This is a genomic window from Pseudomonas sp. RW409 (genome assembly GCF_003184125.1).
GTDB classification, from domain to species: Bacteria; Pseudomonadota; Gammaproteobacteria; order Pseudomonadales; family Pseudomonadaceae; genus Aquipseudomonas; species Aquipseudomonas chlororaphis_I.
The window spans coordinates 1,137,668-1,158,694 of sequence record NZ_QHHP01000042.1 but is presented as its reverse complement, the minus strand read 5'-3'; the positions used below and the strand labels follow the sequence as shown (position 1 = coordinate 1,158,694).

The window sequence follows — 21,027 nt, the reverse complement described above, 5'->3', positions numbered from 1 at the left end:
TTTCGTGAACGCCAGGACTTGCGATGAATTATGATGCGCGCCCTTTCGGCTCGCGTTTCAGCGCAGGCTCACAGCGCCACCCCCTCGTTCGCCATCCAAGGCCAGGAACCCTACATGCTTCACCTCAGGAGCTTCACCCGAACGCTGCATCGGCAGCAGATCGATGGCGTGACCTTCCATTTCGATCCATCCCACCGGCACGAACTGGACAGGCTGCTACGGCGTTTTTTGGCCAAGCCCGAGCAATACCCCACGCTGGATATTCCGGAAGACACCCGGGGCGTATTCCTGCTCGAAGGCGAACGCCAATGGGTGCTCAAGCGCAACCGCCTGACTCACTGGAAAAAGCAGCTGCAGAACTTCCTCGGGCTCAAGCGCAGCTTCGGCCTGCACGACCTGACCAACGAATTCATCAACCTGTCGGTGGTGTCGGGCAAATCCGCCCTCTCGCCCCAGGTCTCGGCGTTTGGCTACAAGGGGCGTTTTCCGTTCCTGCGCGAAGAGTACTTGCTGGTGGGTTTCTGGGCCGATCATTGCAGTGTCGACGACCGTCTGCTGGCCCATCCCGAGCAGGCTGAAACCCTGTTGTCGGCGATCTTCCGGCTGTTCGGCCAGATGCTCGACGACGACTTCGTGCACATGGACCCCCACCCGAAAAACATTCTGGTCGCCGCCGATGGCCGACTGCGCCTGATCGACTTCGAGTGCTGCGCCCACTCGGTACTCGACCGCGACTTCAGCCTGGGTTTCCTGCTGGGTTACTTCTACCGCTTCTGGTTCCGGCGCTTCATCTCACAGCAGGATTACGACCGGCTTTGCGAGGCCTACCTGAGCGCGGAGCAACCCCACCTGGATCGCACCGTCTTCCAGCCGGTGTACCAGCGCTTTCGCGACCAAACCGTCTCCCGCAGCACGCGCTACCGCATCCTCACCTGTGCCCGGGCACAAGCGGCGTTCCAGCGTGAAATCAGCGGTCTGCCCGAGCAAGCGCGGAAGCCGAGTTGAATCGATATTGAACAATGCCTGGGGGAAACGGCGGCACTGGACGCGGTGCGCCTTCAGGTCATGCCCAAAGACACATCAGCGGCAGAGCCCCACTCAGCCATCCAACTGATCCAGGGCCCGCCCAGCCTTGAGGGCCTTGGCCATTTGCAGGTGGTTTTGCAGTTTCGGCAGGGTCTCTTCGGCAAAGGCCTTGAGTTCCGGTACCTCGGTGATTTCGGCCTGTTGCTGGATCTGCTCGATGGCCTCTTCAGTGGCCTTGACCTGGCTCTCGGCATAGGCGGCGTCGAAGGCTTCGCCTTCCGGGACCTCGGGGATCAGCGCCTTGGCCTTGCTGATCACTTCTTCCCTAGGCGCCACGGGCAGGTCGAGCTTTTTGGCGATTTTCGCCAGGTGCTGGTTGGCGGTGGTGCGGTCGTTGATGACCACGATGGTGTAGTCCTTGACGGCCTTGGAGGACGTCTTCTGGTGGGCCAGGCGACTGGCCTCGATGTCTGCCATGCCCTTGGCCGAGGCGTCATCGATAAACTCCGCGGGGGACTGGGCGAACGCCGCGCTGGCGCTCAGGCCGAGCAGCAGCGCGAGGCAGGTGCGGGACAGATGGGTGGCCATGAAGCTCATGGTGTCGGCCTCCTTTGATCAGGTGACGGCGCACGGCGCCTGCACAGAGTGAGAGTTTTCAGGCCATCGAAGGTTTGAAAAAGTTGCATCGGCCACGACGAACGGTTGGCAAAAAAACGGCCAGCTCCGCCGCTTCCGTCAAGCGCGGGATGGGCTTCGCTGGGCGCGCTTGGCCGCGTACATCGCCTCGTCGGCGTGCTTGAACAACTGCTTTTCGTCATGGCCGTGTTCGGGGAACAGGCCGATACCGATGCTCGGCAGAATGCTCAGCTGATGGCCGTCCAGGCGCAGCGGCTCGTTGAGTGCCTGGCGAATCTTCCCGGCGACGATGCCGGCATCTTCCGCGTGCTGGATACAGCCGAGCAGCACCACGAACTCATCGCCACCGATCCGCGCCACGGTATCGCTTTCGCGCACGCAGGCCTTGAGCCGGTTGGCCACGGCCTGCAACAGCATGTCACCCACGGCGTGGCCAAGTGTGTCGTTGACCTGCTTGAACCGGTCCAGGTCGACATAGAGCAAGGCCATGCGCCCGGACTCGCGACGGGCTCGGGCCAGGGCGTTGCGCAGGCGCTCGCGTAGCAGTTCGCGGTTGGGCAACTGGGTCAGCTGGTCGTACTGGGCCATGTACTGCAGGCGCGCATGCAGCTGCTTGCGCTCGATGGCGGTGGCGAGCTGGGCGCAGACGTATTGCAGCAACTCCTTGTCCTGCTCGGTGTATCGCTCGTCGCCCGGCGCGCTCTTGACGATCAGCGCGCCGATGGTGCCCTTCTGCGAATTCAGCGGCACACCGAGCCAGCAGGGTGAATGCGGGTCGGCGCTGGCATCCGGCAGCGGCACATAATCGTCAGGGGTCAGCAGCAACGGCTGGCCACTGCGGATCACCTCGGCACACAGGCTGCCGGTCAGCGTGCCCGCCTGCTCCGGGCAACGCTCGCGGTCGTCGACGTGATAGGGAAAGCTCAGCGCCTGGCATTGCTCGTCGTACAGCGCGACGGAGAAATTCAGCGCCGGCAGCCATTCCCCGATGATCCGGTGCACGCGCCGGAACAACGCCAGCAGGTCCTCGGCGGCATGGGCCGCTTCGGAAATTGCATACAGCGCCGCCTGCCGCGACTCGGCCTGCTTGCGTTCGGTGATGTCGCGGGCCACGGCGATGCGCAGCTGGTCGACCTCGGACCAGCGCGCCGACCAGAGGATATGTGCGACCTGCCCGTCCTTGCGCAGGTAACGGTTCTCGAAGTTGGGCATGGGTTCGCCGGCCATGATCCGGTCGGCGGCCTGCAAGGTGCGCGCACGGTCCGCGGGGTGCACCAGCTCGATCATGCGCCGGCCGACCAGCTCGTCCGGCGTGTAGCCGAAAATCCGCTCGCAGGCGGCGCTGACGAAGACGAAACGGCCTTCGACATCCACCGCGCAGACGGCATCCAGCAGAAGGTCGATGAAACTGGCCAGGGGCGCGGAGTTGTTGGTTGCCATCAGGGAACGACACTGCCTGTGAAGATAAAGCGCCGAGTATCAATCCCTGGGTTCCGGCAGCGGCGCAAAGCCGCTGCTTGTCCGTGACTGTCGCAACCTTGCGAACAGCCTTTATGCCTTGTTCGCCAGCAATCCCGGAACGGCATGCAGCAAGGCGTTGATGGCAAACCCGATGAACATCACGCCGCAAAGCCGGGTGATCGCCAGTTCGTGGCGCTGATACAGGGTCCGCACCCGCCGCGCACCGACGATGCCAATCAGAATAGCGTATGCGCCGATGCCGCCGAGGAAACTGAGGAAGATCAGCCAGGGCAGCATCGACCAGTTGAGCAGCTCGGCGCGACTGGACAGCAGCGCGGTGAAAGTCGCCACGGCCACCGGGTACGCCTTGGGGTTGGTCAGGCCGAACAGGATGCCGTGCCAGAACGGCTGGCGCGCCGGCCCCTGGGGCTCCTGCCCGCTGCTGCGCTGGCTGCGGATTGCCCGCAGGCCGAGCCAGAACAGATAAAGGCCGCTGAGCACGCCCAGCACATCGAAGGCACTGCTGCCGATCTCCCGCGCGCCGACGATGGCGATCAGCGCGGTGCTGCACCAGACCACATCGCCCAGCAGATGCCCGCAGAGAAAGCTGGCCCCGGCCCGCCGCCCGCGCGCCGCGCCAATGCCGAAGACCGCCAGCACGCCAGGCCCTGGGGTAATGCCGTAGATAAAGCCCGAGGCGAGGACAGCCAGTAACAGCGAAGAAGTCATGCCACACTCCGAAGCGCCGAAGGTGGCGCGGTTTTGATCGCAGGATTCTGCCGGCTTGTGCGCCCCCGCACCACCCCACCATGGTCGTCACAGCGACAGCCAGTCGTCTTGAAGCGGCGGCGAGCGGTCATTCGTCGGTAAAGATCGTCATCCCGGCATAGGGTTGCTGCCGACAGGCGCGCAAGCGCGAGGCCAGATCGCCGACATGGGCTTCCAGCTGGTGGCCGTCGGGGTCGAGGAAATAGAACGAGGCGCCTTCGCTACGGTTGTCGCGCCACTCCCGCACACCGGCAGCACGCAGGCGCTGGACGAACGCCACGAAATGCCCGGCCTCGATGCTGAAGGCGTAATGGGTGTAGTCCGGCACCTCCGCCGAACGGCGCGACGAGTCCAGCGACAGGCACAACCACAGGCCCGGCAGCGACAGATAGGCGCCGCTGTCCCAGCTGGCGTCCAGGCGCAGGCCCAGCAGGTCGCGGTAAAACCCCAGGCTGCGGTTCAGATCGGTAACGGCGAGGGTCAGGTGGTTGAGGCCGGTCAGCATGCAAAGTCCTTGTTAAGAGGAAGGTCCTGAATCGTCTTGAATCAAAGCAGCGTTCGCACTGGACGAATGGCTCTGGCGGCGAGCCCCGATTGGCGATGTAGTATGTTGTATTACAAACCACTACATCGAGATCACCATGTCCGTCATGTCCTTGCGCCTGCCCGATGATGTTGCCGATACCCTGGCTCACTTGGCCAAGGCGACAGGCCGCAGCAAGTCATTCCTCGCTGTGGATGCACTGAGAGAATATCTGGCCCGCGAAGCCTGGCAAATCAACGAGATCCAGAAAGCCCTGACTGAAGCAGAGGCAGGCGACTTCGCCAGCGCCGAAGAGCTGGATGGCGTACTCAACAAATGGACTGGCAATGCACGTTGAGTGGCTGCGCAGCGCCCTCAAGAACCTCGATGACGAAGCCGCCTACATTGCACAGGACAGTCCTCAGGCCGCCGCGGAATTCGTCAAAGCCATCCTGAGTAGCATTCAACACCTGAGCCGTTTTCCTGCCAGTGGTCGCGAAGGTCGCCTGCCCGGTACCCGGGAGTGGGTGGTCCCCAATCGTCCTTACCTGATCCCCTACCGCGTACGTCAGGGACGCCTGCAGATACTGCGGATTTTCCACACCCGGCGCTTGCCGCCTGCCGGTTGGCAAGACGACCGCCAATAGCTCGTGGCGGCGCGCCCAGGACAGCAAGTCCCGAGCGCGCGGTAAAACATCTGTAGGTATCAGAACGCGCTGCGGAAGATTTCCTCGATCTGGCGCTGGTCGGCGGTGCGGGGGTTGGTCAGGCCGCAGGCGTCTTTCAGGGCGTTGGCGGCCAGGATCGGGATGTCCGTCAGCTTGGCACCCAGGTCGCGCAAGCCGCTGGGGATCTCGACATCCCGGGCCAGGCTGCGAATGGCGCTGATGGCCGCCTGCGCGCCCTCCTCCGGGCTGAAGCCACGGATGTCCGCGCCCATGGCGTGGGCCACGTCGGTCAGGCGTCCGGCGCAGACCATGGCGTTGAAGCTCTGCACATGGGGCAGCAGCACGGCGTTGCACACGCCATGGGGCAAGTCGTAGAAGCCACCCAGCTGGTGCGCCATGGCATGCACGAAACCCAGCGACGCATTGTTGAAGGCCATGCCGGCGAGGAACTGGGCGTAGGCCATGTTTTCCCGGGCCACCAGGTCGCTGCCGTCGTGCACCGCCTGGCGCAGGTTCTGGCTGATCATGGTCATGGCTTTCAACGCACAGGCATCGGTGATCGGGTTGGCCGCGGTGGACACATAGGCTTCGATGGCGTGGGTCAGCGCGTCCATGCCGGTGGCGGCGGTCAGGCCCTTGGGCATGGCGACCATCAGCGCAGGGTCGTTGACCGACAGCAGCGGCGTGACGTTACGGTCGACGATGGCCATTTTCACGTGGCGCTTTTCGTCGGTGATGATGCAGAAACGGGTCATTTCGCTGGCGGTGCCGGCGGTGGTGTTGATGGCGATCAGCGGCAGCTGGGGCTTGGCCGAACGGTCGACGCCTTCGTAGTCGCTGATATGCCCGCCATTGGTGGCGCACAGGGCGATGCCCTTGGCGCAGTCATGGGGCGAGCCGCCACCGAGGGAAATCACGAAGTCGCAGCCACTTTGCTGCAATTGCGCCAGACCCTTCTCGACGTTGTCGATGCTCGGGTTGGGCTTGGCGCCGTCGAAGATCACCGAATCGATGTCCTGCATCGCCAGCTTCTCGGCAATCATTCCGGCCACCCCGGCCTTGGCCAGGCCGGCGTCGGTGACGATCAGCGCCTTGCGAAAACCGTAGTTGCGAATCGCGACCATGGCCTCGTCGAGACAATCGATACCCATGATGTTCACGGCGGGGATGAAAAAAGTGCTGCTCATGGCGCGTCCTCCAGGCTAGGGGCGGATCGACCGTGCCGATCCGGCAAATGCGCACAGGATCGACCCATCGGTCACGCGCGTTGTTGATCTGGCTCAAGGGTCGGTCGTGATAAAGTCGGCGCCCTGTACACCTTCTGCCTTGAGACGACGAACCGCGATGATGGATTTCCAGGAATTTGATACCGACCTTGAAGACTGGAACGCCTTGCGCGCCAGCACGCCGATCGCCGGCCTGCTGATCGGCAACGGCGCCAGCCGCGCGGTGTGGGAAGACTTCGCCTACGACTCGCTGTTCGAGAACGCCCGCACCGTCGAGGAAAAGCCCCTGAGCCCCTCCGAGCTGAGCGTGTTCGACGCCCTGCAGACCCGCAGTTTCGAGCAGGTGCTGGGCGCGCTGAAGACCACCAGCCGGGTCAACAAGGCCCTGGCCGTCAGCTCCGCGGCGCCGCGCAATCGCTACTACGCGATCAAGGAAGCGCTGATCAATACCGTGCACGCGGTGCACATTCCGTGGCGCCTGGTGCAGCCGGCGAGTCTTTCGCAGATCAACCAGGAACTGCGCCGCTACCGCACGGTGTTCACCAGCAATTACGACCTGCTCAACTACTGGGCGATCCAGCACGACGCCCAGGGCATCGACGACCTGTTCCAGGGCGCCGACCCGAGCTTCGACATCGGCCAGACCGCCAGCCAACAGACCCGCGTGCTGTACCTGCACGGCGGCCTGCACCTGGTGCGCAACCAGGACGGCACCGCGCGCAAGCTGGGTTCCACCGAGGGCACCCTGCTGGGCAACTTCGCCATCAACAACACCCTGAAGACCCTCGACGATGTGCCGCTGTTCGTCAGCGAAGGCCCGGTGGCGGACAAGCTCAAGACCATTCGCAGCAGCGACTACCTGTCGTTCTGCTACCAGCAGTTGCTCAACCACAGCGACGCGCTGTGCATCTTCGGCCACGACCTCGGCCCCCAGGACAGCCACCTGGTGCAGGCGATCCGCCAGTCCGGGGTGCAGACCCTGGCGATCTCGATCCACCCGCGCAGCAAGGCCTTTATCCAGAACCAGAAGCGGCGCTACACCCAGCTGTTTGAAGGGATGGAAGTGACGCTGCGCTTCTTCGATTCGAAGAGCCATGCCCTGGGCGCGCCTGCGCTGTCGGTGCCGGTCGAACGCTGAAAGCTACCCGCGATCCGTAGGAGCGAGGCTTGCCCGCGATCCAGGCACTGCGGTCTGCCCGCAAGGACGCCATCGCGAGCAAGCTTCGCTCCTACAGTTTTCATGCTGGTACGCCACCTGTAGCCGCTGCCGAGCGCAGCGAGGCAGCGGCTACGGGCCTACGGGGCAGCGGTTCGGCGCCGATGGTGTAGGAAAATCCACAATCCGCAGGAGCGGGCTCATTCCTCGCCGCTGTGCACCACCACCAGCAACTGTGCCTGCACCTCGCCCACCGAGCGCAGGCGGTGGGGTTTCTGCGCGTTGAAGTGCAGCGCATCGCCACGGTTGAGGATCACCCGCTCGTTCATGAAATCCACTTCCACCTGCCCTTCGTGGACAAACAGGAACTCCTCCCCCAGGTGTTCCTTGAAGCTCTTGTCGGTGAACTCCCTGGGCGGATAGATGATGAACGGCAGCAGGCTGCGCTCGCTGACCTGATGCGCCAGCACCGCGTAACCCGGCGCCTGGTCGTTGGCCGCCAGCGACTGGCGTTCGTCGCTGCGCACCAGGCTGTAGCTGTCGAGGCTGACCTTGTCTTCGGCGAACAGCTCCTCGACGTTCACGTTCAACGCCTTGGCCAGTTTCAACGCCGCGGCGATCGAGGGCGTGTTCAGGCCGCGTTCGACTTTCGACAGGTAACTCTTGGTCATGCCGGATTTCTCGGCCAGGGCCTCCAGCGTCACGCCAAGTTTTTTTCTCAATAATTTCAAACGGATAGACATGTAGAACGGTTAACCCATCAAGGAGCCGACGATTTGTCCTTGCCAATGACACAAAGTGTCATATAGCCTCTTTAGTGTCATTTGCTTTCACCCAACGACCTTGCGAGCAGCGGGAGCTGGCAAATCCGACGTCCATTGAAACGACCAAAGGACACCGATATGGCCAAGACATTAGCACTACCCAAAGAGCAACTGGTCAAGCAAGCCTTGACCCAGATGCAAAACACCCTGGCGGATAATACGTGGACCGACCGGCAAAAGCTGGCGCTGACGTGCCGCATCCTGTTCGAGAACGGGCATGACTCCGGCCTGGCCGGGCAGATCACCGCCCGCGGCCCGCAGCCGGGCACTTACTACACCCAGCAACTGGGCCTGGGCTTCGATGAAATCACCGCGGGCAACCTGCTGCTGGTCAACGAAGACCTGGAGGTGCTCGAAGGCCACGGCATGCCCAACCCGGCCAACCGTTTCCACAGCTGGGTGTACCGCGCCCGCCCCGACGTGAACTGCATCATCCACACGCACCCGACCCACGTCGCCGCGTTGTCGATGATCGAAGTGCCGCTGGAAATCTCCCACATGGACCTGTGCCCGCTGTATGACGACTGCGCCTTTCTCAAGGCCTGGCCGGGCGTGCCGGTGGGTAACGAAGAAGGCGAGATCATCTCCGCGGCCCTGGGCGACAAGCGCGCCATCCTGCTCTCGCACCACGGCCAGCTGTCCACCGGCGCCAGCATCGAGGAAGCCTGTGTGATCGCCCAGTTGATCGAGCGCGCCGCCAAGCTGCAGTTGCAGGCCATGGCCGCCGGCACCATCAAGCCGATCCAGCCGGAGCTCGGTCGCGAGGCCCATGACTGGATCTCCAAACCCAAGCGCCACGCCGCCGCCTTCAACTACTACGCTCGGCAGAACCTCAAGCAACACGCCGATTGCCTGAACTGAAACCACCCTATTCGCTAAAGGAGCGTCGCCATGTCGAACACCCACATTCACGGCATCATCGGCTACACCATCACCCCGTTCACCGCCAACGGTGAGCAACTGGACCTGGACACCCTCGGCCGTTCCATCGATCGCCTGATCGACAGCGGCGTGCATGCCATCGCGCCCCTGGGCAGCACCGGCGAAGGCGCCTACCTGAGCGACGCCGAGTGGGATCAGGTCGCCGAATTCAGCATCCGCCACATCGCCAAGCGCGTGCCGACCATCGTCAGCGTTTCCGACCTGACCACCGCCAAGGCCGTGCGCCGCGCGCGCTTTGCCGAGGCCAAGGGCGCCGATGCGGTGATGGTCTTGCCGGCTTCCTACTGGAAACTCAGCGAAGCCGAAATCCTCGGCCACTACCAGGCCATCGGCGCCAGCATCGGCGTGCCGATCATGCTCTACAACAACCCGGCCACCAGCGGCACCGACATGTCGGTGGAGCTGATCCTGCGGATCTTCAATGCCGTGGAAAACGTGACCATGGTCAAGGAGAGCACCGGCGACATCCAGCGCATGCACAAGCTGCAACTGCTGGGCGAAGGCCAGGTGCCGTTCTACAACGGTTGCAACCCGCTGGCCCTGGAAGCCTTCGCCGCCGGCGCCAAGGGTTGGTGCACCGCCGCCGCGAACCTGATCCCGCAGCTCAACCTGGACCTGTACCAGGCGGTGCTGGACAACGACCTGGACCGCGCGCGCGAGCTGTTTTACCGCCAGTTGCCGGTGCTCGACTTCATCCTCAAGGGCGGCCTGCCGACCACCATCAAGGCCGGGTTGAACATGACCGGGCTGCAGGTCGGCGACCCGCGCCGGCCGGTGTTCCCGCTGGGTGAGGCTGGGCGTAATCAATTGCAGGCCATGTTGAACGCCGTGCGCTGATCGGGCCTTCACTGTAGCGGCGAGCTTGCGGGCCTCATCGCCGGCAAGCCTGGCTCCTACAGAAGCCAAAGACGCCACCGACCTGTAGGAGCGAGCTTGCTCGCGATGACGCCAGCAGGAGCGCCGCACAACTTGCCCGAGATAGCGGTGCATCAGGCAAAACACCTTGCCTTAAAACGCCGCCCAACAAAAAGCCCGGCAGGTTGTCCTGCCGGGCTCTTTTGCTTCAGAGCAGAAAACTAAACGGTCTTGTCCTTGATGGTGGTGGTTGGACCGTTGGTCTTGACGCTTTCGATACCGCCGTCGCGCGCCGCCTCGGACGAATAGCGCTGGCTATTGCCGATGATCTGGTGGTTCGCCGCCTTGAGGTTGAAATAAGGCTTGCCGTCCTTGGAGACTTCCTTGGCGTAGCGGGCCTCGTTGGGGCTGTTGCTCTGCACCGAAGCGATGCCGTTTTCGGCGGCGCTGCGGGAGGAATACAGCTCACTCGTCAAAATGGTTTCAGCGTTGCCAGCCTTGAGAACGAAGCGGAACTGCCCGTCACTGCTTTTGCTCAATTCATACCATCCAGCCATGGTCCTGCTCCTGAGTGTCCAAAGATGCGAATGCACTTCGGATTAAAGCTTGTCTTTGCCGGTTTACCAGCGTTTGGGGTGTGTTGCTGAGGCACGCAGCATCAGACAGGAAAAATCGCATCCGGTTCATGAAGCGAAACTCATGCAGACAAATAGTAATAATTCTCGATATCATTCGCGACCTTTCTGCCCGGCAGTACTTGCGAAGGATTTTCATGTCTCGCTTCAAGCCCGACCCCACCTCGGCGGACCCCGTCCGCGGGTTCTATGCGGACATCCTGCATTACCTGCGTAAACGCACGGACAACGCCAGCGATGCGGCGGACATGACCCAGGACGTCTTCACCCAATGGCTCGATTACCGCGACCGGGCCAAGGTCGAACAACCCCGCGCCTTTCTGTTCCAGATGGCGCGCAACCTGCTGCGCGATCACTGGCGCCGGCAGAAGGTCAGGCACAAGGTGCACCACGAACCGCATGCAACAGAACCCGAGCCGCTGGCCGACGAACACCACGAGCCACTGCCCGCGGCCCAGCGCCTGCAACGCCTGGAGCGCTTGAAGAGCGTGCTCGCCGAACTCTCGCCGCGCCGCCGCGAAGCCCTTATGCTGCACCGCTTCGAAGGCCTGAGCCAGGCGCAGATCGCCGAACGCATGGGCATCTCCCTGAGCATGGTGGAAAAACACATCGCCTTTGCCCTGCTGCACTGCAAGCAGCGCCTGGAACAGGAACACGGCAAGGAGCAAGCCCAATGACCCGCCCCCACGACACCGAGCAGCAGATCGACAGCATCGATGCCCAGGCGGCCGGCTGGTTCACCCGCAATCGCGACGATCGCAGCCAGGCCACGCGCGACGCCTTCGCGGCCTGGTCCAGCGAACCGGCCCACACCCGGGCTTATGCCGAGTTCGAGCGCTTGTGGGCCGACCTGGCCGAACTCGAACCACTGAACCGACCGACGCCGCTGCCGCTGAGCAAAAAGCCGCGCTGGCGTCCGGCCCTGGCGGTGGCCGCCGCGCTGGTCTGCGCATTGCTGGCCATCGAACTGGGTGCACCGCCGGCGATCTATTCGCAGCAGATCGCCGCGCAACGCCAGGGCATGCGCAGCTTCAACCTGCCCGACGGCAGTACCCTGTACGTCAACGCCAACACCCGTTTGCGCATCGACTTTACGGCGCAGCAACGCAACCTCTATCTGGACCAGGGCCAGCTGTACCTGGAAGTCGCCGCCGACAAGGAACGGCCGCTGTGGGTGCATGCCGGCGCGGCGCGGGTGCGGGTGGTCGGCACCGGCTTCGATGTGCGCCGCGGCGAGAAGCAATTGGTGGTCAGCGTCGCCCATGGCCAGGTGGCGTTCGTTCCCGACGAACAAAAGCCCGATTCGCTGCTGCTTGGCGCCCGCCAGCGCGGCATCTATGACTACGCCAGCGGCACCCTGCGGGAACAGCCCGTGAACGTCGCCGAGGTCGCCGACTGGCGCGGCGGCCACCTGGCCTTTCGCAATCGCGACCTGGCCAGCCTGGTGGACGAGTTGAACCTCTATCGCCGCCAGCCGGTGTTATTGGCCGACGGCGCCCTGGGCAACTTCAAGGTCTCGGGCAACCTCGATGTGCGGGATCCGGACGCCCTGATCAAGGCCCTGCCGGCGCTGATCCCGGTGAAAACCGTGGCCCTGGCCGACGGCCGCGTGCGCATCGAAGCCCGGCGCTGAAACTCATATGCGAATATTTTTCATTCGCATATGAGGTTTTAGTTTACTGACGCGTCTTCCTCCGGTCTGCGTTGTTTACGCACACCTTTTCTGGCCTTTGTCGCCGCTTCGGGGGATTTCATGTTTCGCGTGCCTTATCACTTGCAGCTCATCTGTTCGCGTCCGACCTTGCTCGCCGCCTGCCTGGCGTTCAGCCTGCAGGGCCAGGCGCAGACTCAGGCCGAATCGTTCGCCTTCGCCCTGCCCGCCCAGCCGCTGGCGGCCTCGCTGAGCCAGGTGGCGCAGCAGGCGAAGATCCAGTTGCTGTTCGACGAAGAGTTGCTGCGCAACGTGAAGGCCCCGGCGCTGAAGGGCGACTTCAGCCCCGAGGCGGCGATCCAGCAACTGCTGGGCGGCAGCCAGTTCAGCCTGGTCAAGGTCGACCAGACCTACGTGGTGCGCCCCGCGGAAAACAGCAGCACCCGCAGTTCGGCGTTGCAGCTGGGCGCCATGAGCGTCATCGGCAGCGGCCTGGAAGTGGACTCCGCCACGGTCGGCCGCTCGACCCTGAACCAGGCCGAGATCGATCGCCACCAGGCCACCAACATTCCCAGCCTGATCGCCACCCTGCCCGGCGTCAGCCTCGGCGGCTCGCTCAAGCCCGGCGGCCAGACCATCAACATCTGGGGCCTGGGCGATGCCGAAGACGTGCCGATGAGCGTCGACGGCGCGACCAAGAGCGGCTTCGAACGCTACCAGCAGGGCTCGATCTTCATCGAGCCGGAACTGATCAAGCGCATCGAGGTGGAAAAGGGCCCGCACTCGCCCGAGACCGGCAACGGCGGCTTCGGCGGCACCGTGCATATGGAGACCAAGGACGCCCCGGACCTGCTGCAAGAAGGCCGCGACACCGGCGCCATGCTCAAGTACGGCTACAGCAGCAACAGCCATGAGCAGGCCTACACCGGCGCGGTGTACGGGCGCACCGAGGACCGGCGTTTCGATGCCCTGGCCTACTGGACCAAACGCGACGGCGACGACATGAAGCTGGCCAGCGCCCAGCCAGACCCGCGCAACGCCTACCCGATCAACCCCAAGCGCCTGCCCAACACCGCCCAGGACCTGGACGGCGAGCTGTTCAAGCTGAACATGCAGCTGACCGACGAACATCGCCTGGGCTTCAGCTACATGCGCTCCAACAGTGATATCTGGGCGCCCTTCTCGGCCAAGAGCTACCCGACGCCGCCGACCCAGCGCGATATCGACAAGTACGGTTACGACGGCGCCACCCGGCGCTTCCTGGCCCAGCGCAACACCATCGACACCACTTGGCAGGCCAAGTACCAGTACACGCCGCTGGACAACCCGTGGATCGACTTCGAGGCCAAGTACTCCGACTCCAAGACCGACCAGACCGACGAGCGCGGCCCGAACGCCTACGCCCAGCCGGCCTCCGGTGGCCGCAAGATCACCGTGGGTTACGAGGACAGGATCCTCTCGCTGAAAAACACCAGCCGCTTCAACACCGGCCCGCTGGAACATGCCCTGACCCAGGGCATCCAGATCCGCAAGCACGACCGCGAAGTGGACATGTGGATGCCGGGCAAGACCTACGAGGTGCCCAAGTACAACAACGGGCATTACCAGCCGGGCTTCATGCCCCATGGCAAGGTCGACAACAACGCCTTCTATATCCAGGACGCCATCACCCTGGGCAACTTCACCCTGACCCCGTCCCTGCGCTACGACCATGTGCGCAACCGTGGGCAGAAAAACGACGCGCCGATCTACAACAGCCCCGACCCGGTGGTCGGCCACGATTACGGCGACAAGACCTACACCGGTTGGTCGCCACGGCTGTCGGCGTTCTGGACGGTCACCCCGCAATTCGCCCTGTTCGCCGACTACAGCAAGACCTGGCGCGCGCCGGTGATCGACGAGCAATACGAAGTCCAGGCGGCGGGCACCACCCGCTCCTCCACCAGCCGCGACCTCGACCCGGAGCGCATCACCGCATTGCGCGCCGGTAACATCACTAGCTTCTCCGACGTCCTGACCCAGGCCGACAGCCTGCAGATCCGCACCACAGTGTTTCGCAATGAGATCAAGGACGAAATCATGAAGAACCTGGGGATCGGCTGCCCCGAGCAACTGAGCAGCGGCAAGAACATCGGCCAGGTGTGCAACCAGCCGACCATCGGCGTCTACCGCAATATCGGCGACCTGACCATCAAGGGCTTCGAAGTCGAGAGTTTCTACGATTCGACCTACCTGTTCGGCTCGCTGTCCTACTCCTGGATCACCGGCAAGCATGAAGGCGCCTACACCAACCCCTGGGGGCCGAATGTCTGGGCCCGGGACATCCCGCCACGCAAGTGGGTCGCCACCCTGGGGGTGAAGATCCCGCAGTGGGATGCGCAAGTGGGCTGGCAGGGCCAGTGGGTACGCCAGACCGACCGCGTGCCGAGCGACATCTACCCGAGCGGCCCGGCCAGCGCCGCGGGCGATTCCTACTGGGACCAGTACGAGAACGACCGCTACAACGTGCAGGGCCTGTTCGCCAACTGGAAACCGCAGCAGCCGTACCTCAAGGGCACCGAGGTCAACTTCACCCTGGACAACATGTTCAACCGCGATTACCGCCCGCCCCTGAGCGGCGAAAACGCCTCCAGCCTGGGGCGCAACGCCAAGATCAGCGTGACGCGGTTCTTCTGAAGCGGCGTTGCCTGATCGATCGCCATCGCGAGCAAGCTCGCTCCTACAAAGGAACGCCTATCCCTGTAGGAGCGAGCTTGCTCGCGATGGCAGTACGTCAGACACACCGCATTGCCCGCATCGCCGGCAAGCCTGGCTCCTACACAAGCCAAGATCGCCACGGACCTGTAGGAGCGAGGCTTGCCCGCGATGACATTCTCACAGCCGCTGGAGGTCCTGCGACCAGCGTGGCCCGAACCATCGCAGCCTCGCTGGGGCTCGGCAGCGGCTACAGGTATTGGTCAGGGAGAGGTGCTGGGCAGAGAAGAAGTTTCGCTTTGTTTTGTAAGGTATTTCCTAGAAAATCCCCAACGCCTTTGAGCGTCTTGTACCCCTCAGATTGATCGGGCAGTCTGCCTGGGTCGCTGCAAAATCAGCGGCCCGGATGTGGAAGTTCGGTTCTGGAGAGCGTGCAATTCGTCTCATACGAAAACATCAGTGACTTTCAGTCCTGGTGAGTTCGTTTTATGGCGGCTGTACGTGGGGCATCCTCGGGTGCGCCGGTGGCTCCAGACCGGTCTTCCACACCTGCGTACGGCTGCCACCTCTCATGTGGAAGTGAGACCCGGCGGTTCCTTGAACAACTGGAGAAATCACCTCATGAAAAAGCTCGTCCCCGATCCCCCCCTGCAATCCCCTCGTAAACTGCGCGACCCGGAACTGGATCGCGCCAACGCCAGCCTGATCGCCACCTTGCAAGCCACTCGCCACCGCCCCTTTGGCCTGCGCGATGGCCAGCACAACCCGCTGTTCGCCGTGCAGCCCGGCGTCAATGCCGAAGACGCGCTGATGCACGTTTCCCTGCTGCTCAAATGCGCCGAGGAGGTTTCCGATGAAATCACCGAACGCGCCAGCGGCGTCGAGCGCGGGCTGATCTGGTCCATGGTGCATTCGGTGGAAATGGCCCGGGCAGTGGTGGATGCCCTGCTCGATGGCACGCGCCCGACCTCATGACCTGAAACGCCCCCTGTAGCCGCTGCCGAGCCCCGGCGAGGCTGCGATCGGGGCGCAGCCCCGTAAAACCTGGCGACACGGTATGCCTGATGTATGGCGTTGCCTGGCTTGGCGCCTGCTACGTCGGAGTGCCGCCCAAGTCGATCGCAGCCTCGCCAAGGCTCGGCAGCGGCTACAGGGTTGTGGGGTTATTTGGTGGCGCTGCGGCGCTGGCTCAGTAAAACCTGGCGACGCGGTATGTCTGATGTGCGGCGTCGCCTGGCTTGGCGCCTGCTACGCAGGCGATCGCAGCCTCGCCAAGGCTCCGCAGCGGCTACAGGGGTACGGGGTTATTTGGTGGCGCTGCGCACTACGCTGAGTTCCGGCGTGGCGCTGCGGCGCTGGCTCAGGTAGCGGGTGCAGCTGACCCGCAGGAAGGAGGCGAAATTCACCACTTCGCCGCGGTAGTCCATCACTTCTTCGTAGAGTTTGGCGATCAACTGGTTGGTGGTCATGCCATCGACTTCGGCGATTTCGCTGAGGATGTCCCAGAACTGGTTCTCCAGGCGCAGGGTGGTGACCACCCCGCAGATGCGCAGCGAGCGCGAGCGGGACTCGTAGAGGATCGGGTCGGCTTTGACGTAGAGCTCGCACATGCTGGGCGCTCCTCGGTTGGAAGTAGGACGATGGCGCTGCTTCCTGACAGAAAAGCAGCGCCAGCGGGTCATCCGTTTACAGGGTGATTTTGGTGCCCAGCAGGCCGAGGAAACCGGCCAGCCAGCTGGGGTGCGCCGGCCAGGCCGGGGCTGTCGCCAGATTGCCTTGAACGTGGCTGTCCGTCACCGGGATGTCGATATAGGTCCCACCGGCCAGGCGCACTTCCGGGGCGCAGGCCGGATAGGCGCTGCACTCGCGGCCTTCGAGAATACCCGCCGCGGCCAGCAGCTGGGCGCCGTGGCAGACGGCGGCGATCGGCTTGCCAGCCTTGTCGAAGGCCTGCACCAGTTGCAGGACCTTTTCGTTCAGCCGCAGGTACTCCGGGGCGCGACCGCCAGGTATCAGCAGCGCGTCATAATCGGCCGCCTCGACCTTGGCGAAATCGAAGTTCAGGGCGAACTGATGGCCCGGTTTTTCGCTGTAGGTCTGGTCGCCTTCGAAGTCGTGGATCGCGGTGCGCACGGTCTGCCCGGCCTTTTTGTCCGGGCACACCGCATGCACGGTGTGGCCGACCATCAGCAGCGCCTGGAACGGCACCATCACTTCGTAGTCCTCGACGTAATCGCCGACCAGCATGAGGATTTTTTTCGCGGCCATGGAGATGACTCCTCTTCAAGGGAAAACAGGAATGTTCAAGGTAGTCCTTATCTGTGGAGCCGGGTAATAACCCGGTACTACGCCCTCAACGCTTCTGTAGGAGCGAGGCTTGCCCGCGATAGAGGCAACGCGGATTGCCTGATACACCGCGTCATCGTTCATCGCGAGCAAGCTTCGCTCCTACAAAAAAGCGTGATCCATGGCCTGCAGGAACGAGGCTTTCCCACAATAAAAGCGACGCGGATTGCCTGATACACCGCGTCATCGTTCATCGCGAGCAAGCTTCGCTCCTACAAAAAAGCGTGATCCATGGCCTGCAGGAACGAGGCTTTCCCACAATAAAAGCGACGCGGATTGCCTGATACACCGCGTTATCGTTCATCGCGAGCAAGCTTCGCTCCTGCAGAAGAGCATGCTCTCCGCTGCCCCGTAGGAACGAGTCTTGCCCGCGATAAAAGCGACGCGGATTGCCTGATACACCGCGTTATCGTTCATCGCGGGCAATCGAGCGTCGACCGGCCGCTCCTACAGAAGCCGAACTGTATGGATAACTCTGCGTACAGCTGTAACAGGGTGCCGCGGTGGGTTTATGGCTAGATAAGCGCACCTGCCCTTCCCCAATAAAAAACGGTTGTCATCATGTCTTCCCGCGAAAACACCGGCATGGCCCTGGGCCTGCTCGGCGTGGTTATTTTCAGCCTGACCCTGCCCTTCACCCGCATCGTGGTGCAGGAACTTCACCCACTGCTCAACGGCCTGGGACGGGCGCTGTTCGCGGCGATCCCGGCGGCGCTGCTGTTGCTCTGGCGGCGGGAAAAGTGGCCGACCTGGCACCAGATCAAAGGCCTGAGCCTGGTGATCGCCGGGGTGATCCTGGGGTTTCCGGTGCTGTCGGCCTGGGCCATGCAGACCCTGCCGGCGTCCCACGGCGCGCTGGTCAATGGCCTGCAACCCTTGTGCGTGGCGCTGTACGCGGCGTGGCTGTCCCATGAACGGCCGTCGAAAGCCTTCTGGGGCTGCGCCGCACTGGGCAGCGCATTGGTCCTGGGTTACGCGCTGATCAGCGGCGCCGGCAGTATCCAGGCCGGCGACTTGCTGATGCTCGGGGCGATTGCGGTCGGCGGCCTGGGTTATGCCGAAGGCGGCCGGCTGGCCAGGGAGATGGGCGGCTGGCAGGTGATCTGCTGGGCCCTGGTGCTGTCGACGCCGCTGTTGATCGGCCCGGTCTGGTACCTCGCGGCGCAGCATCAGGGTGCGGTCTCGACGAAGACCTGGTGGGCCTTCGGCTATGTCGCGCTGTTCTCGCAGTTCATCGGTTTTTTTGCCTGGTACGCCGGGCTGGCCATGGGCGGTATCGCCCGGGTCAGCCAGATCCAGCTGCTGCAGATCTTCTTCACCATCGCCTTCTCGGCGCTGTTCTTCGGCGAACAGGTGGAACCGGTCACCTGGCTGTTCGCCGTGGGCGTGATCCTTACCGTGATGCTCGGGCGCAAGACTGCCGTGCAGCAAGCAACCCCAGCACGCGCCCTGTAGCCGCTGCCGCAGGTTCGGGCCGCGTTCGGACGATCGACGGCGTAGCCGGCGCAAAGGCGGTATCCCGGCCCTGTCAGATGTAGCGCGTCGCCTGGTTTGCGGCCCCTTCGGTGCCGATCGCAGCCTGCGGCAGCGGCTACAGGCGCGTGGTCAGCCCAGGTAGCCGTCGGCCCGCAGCAGGGTTTCCAGGCAGTGCTCGCTGATGTGGTAGAAGGCCTTCAACTCGCCGATCTTCGCCAGCAGCTGGGTCGGGTCCTGGGGCTCGGCACGTTTGACCGCGAGGATCATCTTGTTCTTGTTGGTGTGTTCCAGGGAGATGAACTCGAAGACCTTGGTCTCGTAGCCGCAGGCTTCGAGGAACAGCGCACGCAGGCTGTCGGTGACCATCTCCGCCTGCTGGCCCAGGTGCAGGCCGTATTGCAGCATCGGCTTGAGCAGCGCCGGGCTCTGCATCTGCGGGCGGATCTGTTTGTGGCAGCACGGCGAGCACATGATGATCGACGCGCCGGAACGAATGCCGGTATGGATCGCGTAGTCGGTAGCGATATCGCAGGCATGCAGGGCAATCATCACGTCCAGCTCGCTCGGCGCCACACTGCGCACGTCGCCGCATTTGAACTCCAGGCCCTGATGCTCCAGGCGCGCCGCCGCGGCGTTGCACAGTGTCACCATGTCCTCACGCAGCTCGACGCCGGTCACCTGCCCTTGCGCCTGCAAGGTGTTGCACAGGTAGTCGTGGATGGCGAAGGTCAGGTAGCCCTTGCCGGAACCGAAGTCCGCCACCCGCACCGGCTGCTGCAGATCGATCGGCGACGAACTCAGCGCATGGCTGAACACCTCGATGAACTTGTTGATCTGCTTCCACTTGCGCGACATCGCCGGGATCAGCTCGTGCTGCTTGTTGGTCACCCCCAGGTCGGTGAGGAAGGGCCGGCTCAGCTCCAGGTAGCGATTCTTCTCGCGGTTGTGCTCGGCGGACGGCACTTCGCGCTGCTGCTGGGCCTTGCCCTTGAACAGCGAGCTTTTGCCCTTCTTGCTGTATTCGAGCTGCACTTCATCGGTGAGCGACAGCAGGTGCGCGTTCTTGAACGACGCCGGCAGCAGCCCGGCGATCAGCGCCACGCCTTCGTCTAGGGGGAAGTTCTTGGTGATGTCGCGGGTCTTGTAGCGGTAGACGAAGGACAGACACGGCTGCTCCTTGACCGTCAGTTGCTTGATGATCAGCCGCTGCAAATCCGCCTCGGCCCCCACATGCTTGGCCAGCACCAGTTTGATAAAGGCGTTCTGCGCCAGGCTGGTTTCCAGCAGTTCGAGAAACTGGGCGTGATGATCCGGCGCGAGGCTGGCGGGGGTTGCGGTTGCAGACATGGAAAAAGGTGCCTCGGGCGGTGCGGGTGTGAATCGGGGAATGGCGGGTATTTTAGGGGGGATGGCCCGCCGGGGCACGGAGTTATTTACCCGGCGGTGCAGAATTCCACGGGAGTGGGCTTCCTGTAGCCGCTGCCGAAGGCTGCGCAAGGTCCGCAGGACCTCCAGCGATCTTGCGGACGCCACGGCCTTCGGCCGATCGCAGCCTGCGGCAGCGGCTACAGGAGCGGGGGAAATCAGGCCAGGACCACCAGGCGGTTGGGCAGTTCGTTGCGCACGTGGGTCACCGGCACATGCACCTTGAGCAGTTCGCCGCAGGCCTCGATGCAGGTGATGAAGCCTTGCAGGGTCTGCCCCTGCTTCACCTGCTGGGTGAAGGTCTGGACGATGGTGTCCCAGGTCTTGTCGTCGAGGCGCTTGGAGATGCCCTCGTCCACCAGGATCTCCACATAGCGCTCGGCTTCGCAGACGAAGATCAGCATCCCGGTGCTGCCGACAGTGTGGTGCAGGTTCTGTTCGAGAAACTGGCGGCGGGCCAGGTTCGAGGCGCGCCAGTGGCGTACCGAGCGCGGAATCAGGCGGGTGGTGATGCGCGGAATGCGGAACACCAGGCAGAGCACGATAAAGGTCACCCACTGCACCAGCAGCAACAGGTGCATGCTCATCCAGCCGGTGGCGTAATGCACCACGCCCGGCACGATCAGCGCCAGCAGGCTGGCCCAGAGCAAGGGGATATAGGCATAGTCGTCGGCGCGGGCGGCCAGCACGGTGACCAGTTCGGCATCGGTCTGCT

22 protein-coding genes are annotated in these 21,027 nt (G+C 63.4%); 11 read left to right on the top strand and 11 right to left on the bottom strand.

What is annotated here, in order from left to right; genetic code table 11:
* Window positions 1–114: 114 nt before the first annotated feature.
* Window positions 115–1,005 (top strand): AarF/UbiB family protein, encoded by an 891-nt coding sequence (locus tag DK261_RS32385; RefSeq protein ID WP_038630805.1) that lies wholly within the window; start codon window positions 115–117, stop codon window positions 1,003–1,005.
* Window positions 1,006–1,098: 93 nt separating this feature from the next.
* Here the strand turns inward: DK261_RS32385 and DK261_RS32380 are convergent, their stop codons facing one another.
* The 4 genes from DK261_RS32380 to fos form a co-directional block, all read right to left on the bottom strand.
* The gene (locus tag DK261_RS32380) at window positions 1,099–1,623 is read right to left on the bottom strand and encodes a DUF4142 domain-containing protein (protein WP_009047451.1); all 525 of its coding nucleotides are present in this window, start codon (window positions 1,621–1,623) and stop codon (window positions 1,099–1,101) included.
* A 138-nt stretch (window positions 1,624–1,761) separates the two neighbouring features.
* Window positions 1,762–3,102, bottom strand: coding sequence for a sensor domain-containing diguanylate cyclase (locus tag DK261_RS32375; RefSeq protein ID WP_016702102.1), 1,341 nt, complete (start codon window positions 3,100–3,102; stop codon window positions 1,762–1,764).
* A gap of 111 nt (window positions 3,103–3,213) precedes the next feature.
* Window positions 3,214–3,852, bottom strand: coding sequence for a LysE family translocator (locus DK261_RS32370; RefSeq protein ID WP_110177471.1), 639 nt, complete (start codon window positions 3,850–3,852; stop codon window positions 3,214–3,216).
* Between the two features lie 127 nt (window positions 3,853–3,979).
* The gene (gene fos / locus DK261_RS32365) at window positions 3,980–4,396 is read right to left on the bottom strand and encodes a fosfomycin resistance glutathione transferase (protein WP_009047448.1); all 417 of its coding nucleotides are present in this window, start codon (window positions 4,394–4,396) and stop codon (window positions 3,980–3,982) included.
* Between the two features lie 136 nt (window positions 4,397–4,532).
* Here fos and DK261_RS32360 point away from each other — a divergent pair, with 136 nt between their 5' ends.
* Both DK261_RS32360 and DK261_RS32355 read left to right on the top strand, forming a co-directional pair.
* Window positions 4,533–4,772, top strand: coding sequence for a CopG family ribbon-helix-helix protein (locus DK261_RS32360; protein WP_038581543.1), 240 nt, complete (start codon window positions 4,533–4,535; stop codon window positions 4,770–4,772).
* Window positions 4,762–5,061 carry a type II toxin-antitoxin system RelE/ParE family toxin gene (locus tag DK261_RS32355; RefSeq protein WP_038581545.1) on the top strand — a complete coding sequence of 100 codons (300 nt, stop codon included), beginning with the start codon at window positions 4,762–4,764 and terminating at the stop codon, window positions 5,059–5,061. The genes DK261_RS32360 and DK261_RS32355 overlap by 11 nt, the downstream gene beginning before the upstream one ends.
* Window positions 5,062–5,120: 59 nt before the next feature.
* On the opposite strand, the gene yiaY is transcribed toward DK261_RS32355, so the two are convergent.
* Entirely contained in the window at window positions 5,121–6,269 is a 1,149-nt protein-coding gene (yiaY, locus tag DK261_RS32350) for an L-threonine dehydrogenase (RefSeq protein ID WP_110177469.1), read from the bottom strand.
* Between the two features lie 157 nt (window positions 6,270–6,426).
* Between yiaY and DK261_RS32345 the strand changes: the two genes are divergently transcribed.
* Window positions 6,427–7,446, top strand: a complete 1,020-nt coding sequence (locus DK261_RS32345) for a DUF4917 family protein (RefSeq protein ID WP_009047445.1) — start codon at window positions 6,427–6,429, stop codon at window positions 7,444–7,446.
* Between the two features lie 218 nt (window positions 7,447–7,664).
* Here the strand turns inward: DK261_RS32345 and DK261_RS32340 are convergent, their stop codons facing one another.
* Window positions 7,665–8,207, bottom strand: a complete 543-nt coding sequence (locus DK261_RS32340; RefSeq protein WP_007922237.1) for a helix-turn-helix domain-containing protein — start codon at window positions 8,205–8,207, stop codon at window positions 7,665–7,667.
* Window positions 8,208–8,366: 159 nt separating this feature from the next.
* On the opposite strand from DK261_RS32340, the gene DK261_RS32335 reads away from it, so the two are divergent.
* Both DK261_RS32335 and DK261_RS32330 read left to right on the top strand, forming a co-directional pair.
* Window positions 8,367–9,149 (top strand): aldolase, encoded by a 783-nt coding sequence (locus DK261_RS32335; RefSeq protein WP_016702096.1) that lies wholly within the window; start codon window positions 8,367–8,369, stop codon window positions 9,147–9,149.
* 30 nt (window positions 9,150–9,179) lie between these two features.
* Window positions 9,180–10,067: a dihydrodipicolinate synthase family protein gene (locus tag DK261_RS32330; RefSeq protein ID WP_016702095.1), complete on the top strand. Its 888-nt coding sequence runs from the start codon at window positions 9,180–9,182 to the stop codon at window positions 10,065–10,067.
* A gap of 239 nt (window positions 10,068–10,306) precedes the next feature.
* Here the strand turns inward: DK261_RS32330 and DK261_RS32325 are convergent, their stop codons facing one another.
* Window positions 10,307–10,642 carry a YegP family protein gene (locus DK261_RS32325; RefSeq protein ID WP_038581550.1) on the bottom strand — a complete coding sequence of 112 codons (336 nt, stop codon included), beginning with the start codon at window positions 10,640–10,642 and terminating at the stop codon, window positions 10,307–10,309.
* A gap of 215 nt (window positions 10,643–10,857) precedes the next feature.
* On the opposite strand from DK261_RS32325, the gene DK261_RS32320 reads away from it, so the two are divergent.
* The 4 genes from DK261_RS32320 to DK261_RS32305 all read left to right on the top strand — a co-directional run bounded on the left by DK261_RS32320 (window position 10,858) and on the right by DK261_RS32305 (window position 16,040).
* The gene (locus DK261_RS32320) at window positions 10,858–11,397 is read left to right on the top strand and encodes an RNA polymerase sigma factor (protein WP_023968109.1); all 540 of its coding nucleotides are present in this window, start codon (window positions 10,858–10,860) and stop codon (window positions 11,395–11,397) included.
* Window positions 11,394–12,353 (top strand): FecR domain-containing protein, encoded by a 960-nt coding sequence (locus DK261_RS32315; protein WP_041988777.1) that lies wholly within the window; start codon window positions 11,394–11,396, stop codon window positions 12,351–12,353. The genes DK261_RS32320 and DK261_RS32315 overlap by 4 nt, the downstream gene beginning before the upstream one ends.
* Before the next feature lie 120 nt (window positions 12,354–12,473).
* Complete coding sequence (locus DK261_RS32310) at window positions 12,474–15,047, top strand: TonB-dependent receptor (RefSeq protein WP_110177467.1); 2,574 nt, start codon at window positions 12,474–12,476, stop codon at window positions 15,045–15,047.
* Window positions 15,048–15,686: 639 nt separating this feature from the next.
* Entirely contained in the window at window positions 15,687–16,040 is a 354-nt protein-coding gene (locus DK261_RS32305; RefSeq protein ID WP_038581557.1) for a DUF6124 family protein, read from the top strand.
* 329 nt (window positions 16,041–16,369) lie between these two features.
* Here DK261_RS32305 and DK261_RS32300 read toward each other — a convergent pair whose 3' ends face one another.
* Both DK261_RS32300 and DK261_RS32295 read right to left on the bottom strand, forming a co-directional pair.
* Window positions 16,370–16,675, bottom strand: a complete 306-nt coding sequence (locus DK261_RS32300) for a ribbon-helix-helix domain-containing protein (RefSeq protein WP_009042529.1) — start codon at window positions 16,673–16,675, stop codon at window positions 16,370–16,372.
* A gap of 76 nt (window positions 16,676–16,751) precedes the next feature.
* Window positions 16,752–17,333, bottom strand: coding sequence for a DJ-1/PfpI family protein (locus tag DK261_RS32295; RefSeq protein WP_009047437.1), 582 nt, complete (start codon window positions 17,331–17,333; stop codon window positions 16,752–16,754).
* Between the two features lie 639 nt (window positions 17,334–17,972).
* Here DK261_RS32295 and DK261_RS32290 point away from each other — a divergent pair.
* Window positions 17,973–18,866, top strand: coding sequence for a DMT family transporter (locus DK261_RS32290; protein WP_009047436.1), 894 nt, complete (start codon window positions 17,973–17,975; stop codon window positions 18,864–18,866).
* 150 nt (window positions 18,867–19,016) lie between these two features.
* On the opposite strand, the gene DK261_RS32285 is transcribed toward DK261_RS32290, so the two are convergent.
* Window positions 19,017–20,234, bottom strand: coding sequence for an SAM-dependent methyltransferase (locus DK261_RS32285; protein ID WP_009047435.1), 1,218 nt, complete (start codon window positions 20,232–20,234; stop codon window positions 19,017–19,019).
* A 236-nt stretch (window positions 20,235–20,470) separates the two neighbouring features.
* The coding region (locus DK261_RS32280) for a TPM domain-containing protein (RefSeq protein ID WP_110177541.1) at window positions 20,471–21,027 on the bottom strand (557 nt) is incomplete at its 5' end.

Excerpts from the sequence above, each read along its gene's own strand:
- yiaY (WP_110177469.1), bottom strand. The coding sequence starts at position 6,269 with ATGAGCAGCACTTTTTTCATCCCCGCCGTGAACATCATGGGTATCGAT.
- DK261_RS32285 (WP_009047435.1), bottom strand. The coding sequence starts at position 20,234 with ATGTCTGCAACCGCAACCCCCGCCAGCCTCGCGCCGGATCATCACGCC.
- DK261_RS32315 (WP_041988777.1), top strand. The coding sequence starts at position 11,394 with ATGACCCGCCCCCACGACACCGAGCAGCAGATCGACAGCATCGATGCC.
- DK261_RS32325 (WP_038581550.1), bottom strand. The coding sequence starts at position 10,642 with ATGGCTGGATGGTATGAATTGAGCAAAAGCAGTGACGGGCAGTTCCGC.
- DK261_RS32345 (WP_009047445.1), top strand. The coding sequence starts at position 6,427 with ATGATGGATTTCCAGGAATTTGATACCGACCTTGAAGACTGGAACGCC.
- DK261_RS32355 (WP_038581545.1), top strand. The coding sequence starts at position 4,762 with ATGCACGTTGAGTGGCTGCGCAGCGCCCTCAAGAACCTCGATGACGAA.
- DK261_RS32385 (WP_038630805.1), top strand. The coding sequence starts at position 115 with ATGCTTCACCTCAGGAGCTTCACCCGAACGCTGCATCGGCAGCAGATC.
- DK261_RS32305 (WP_038581557.1), top strand. The coding sequence starts at position 15,687 with ATGAAAAAGCTCGTCCCCGATCCCCCCCTGCAATCCCCTCGTAAACTG.
- DK261_RS32320 (WP_023968109.1), top strand. The coding sequence starts at position 10,858 with ATGTCTCGCTTCAAGCCCGACCCCACCTCGGCGGACCCCGTCCGCGGG.
- DK261_RS32290 (WP_009047436.1), top strand. The coding sequence starts at position 17,973 with ATGTCTTCCCGCGAAAACACCGGCATGGCCCTGGGCCTGCTCGGCGTG.
- fos (WP_009047448.1), bottom strand. The coding sequence starts at position 4,396 with ATGCTGACCGGCCTCAACCACCTGACCCTCGCCGTTACCGATCTGAAC.
- DK261_RS32375 (WP_016702102.1), bottom strand. The coding sequence starts at position 3,102 with ATGGCAACCAACAACTCCGCGCCCCTGGCCAGTTTCATCGACCTTCTG.
- DK261_RS32340 (WP_007922237.1), bottom strand. The coding sequence starts at position 8,207 with ATGTCTATCCGTTTGAAATTATTGAGAAAAAAACTTGGCGTGACGCTG.
- DK261_RS32310 (WP_110177467.1), top strand. The coding sequence starts at position 12,474 with ATGTTTCGCGTGCCTTATCACTTGCAGCTCATCTGTTCGCGTCCGACC.
- DK261_RS32300 (WP_009042529.1), bottom strand. The coding sequence starts at position 16,675 with ATGTGCGAGCTCTACGTCAAAGCCGACCCGATCCTCTACGAGTCCCGC.
- DK261_RS32295 (WP_009047437.1), bottom strand. The coding sequence starts at position 17,333 with ATGGCCGCGAAAAAAATCCTCATGCTGGTCGGCGATTACGTCGAGGAC.
- DK261_RS32335 (WP_016702096.1), top strand. The coding sequence starts at position 8,367 with ATGGCCAAGACATTAGCACTACCCAAAGAGCAACTGGTCAAGCAAGCC.
- DK261_RS32360 (WP_038581543.1), top strand. The coding sequence starts at position 4,533 with ATGTCCGTCATGTCCTTGCGCCTGCCCGATGATGTTGCCGATACCCTG.
- DK261_RS32370 (WP_110177471.1), bottom strand. The coding sequence starts at position 3,852 with ATGACTTCTTCGCTGTTACTGGCTGTCCTCGCCTCGGGCTTTATCTAC.
- DK261_RS32380 (WP_009047451.1), bottom strand. The coding sequence starts at position 1,623 with ATGAGCTTCATGGCCACCCATCTGTCCCGCACCTGCCTCGCGCTGCTG.
- DK261_RS32330 (WP_016702095.1), top strand. The coding sequence starts at position 9,180 with ATGTCGAACACCCACATTCACGGCATCATCGGCTACACCATCACCCCG.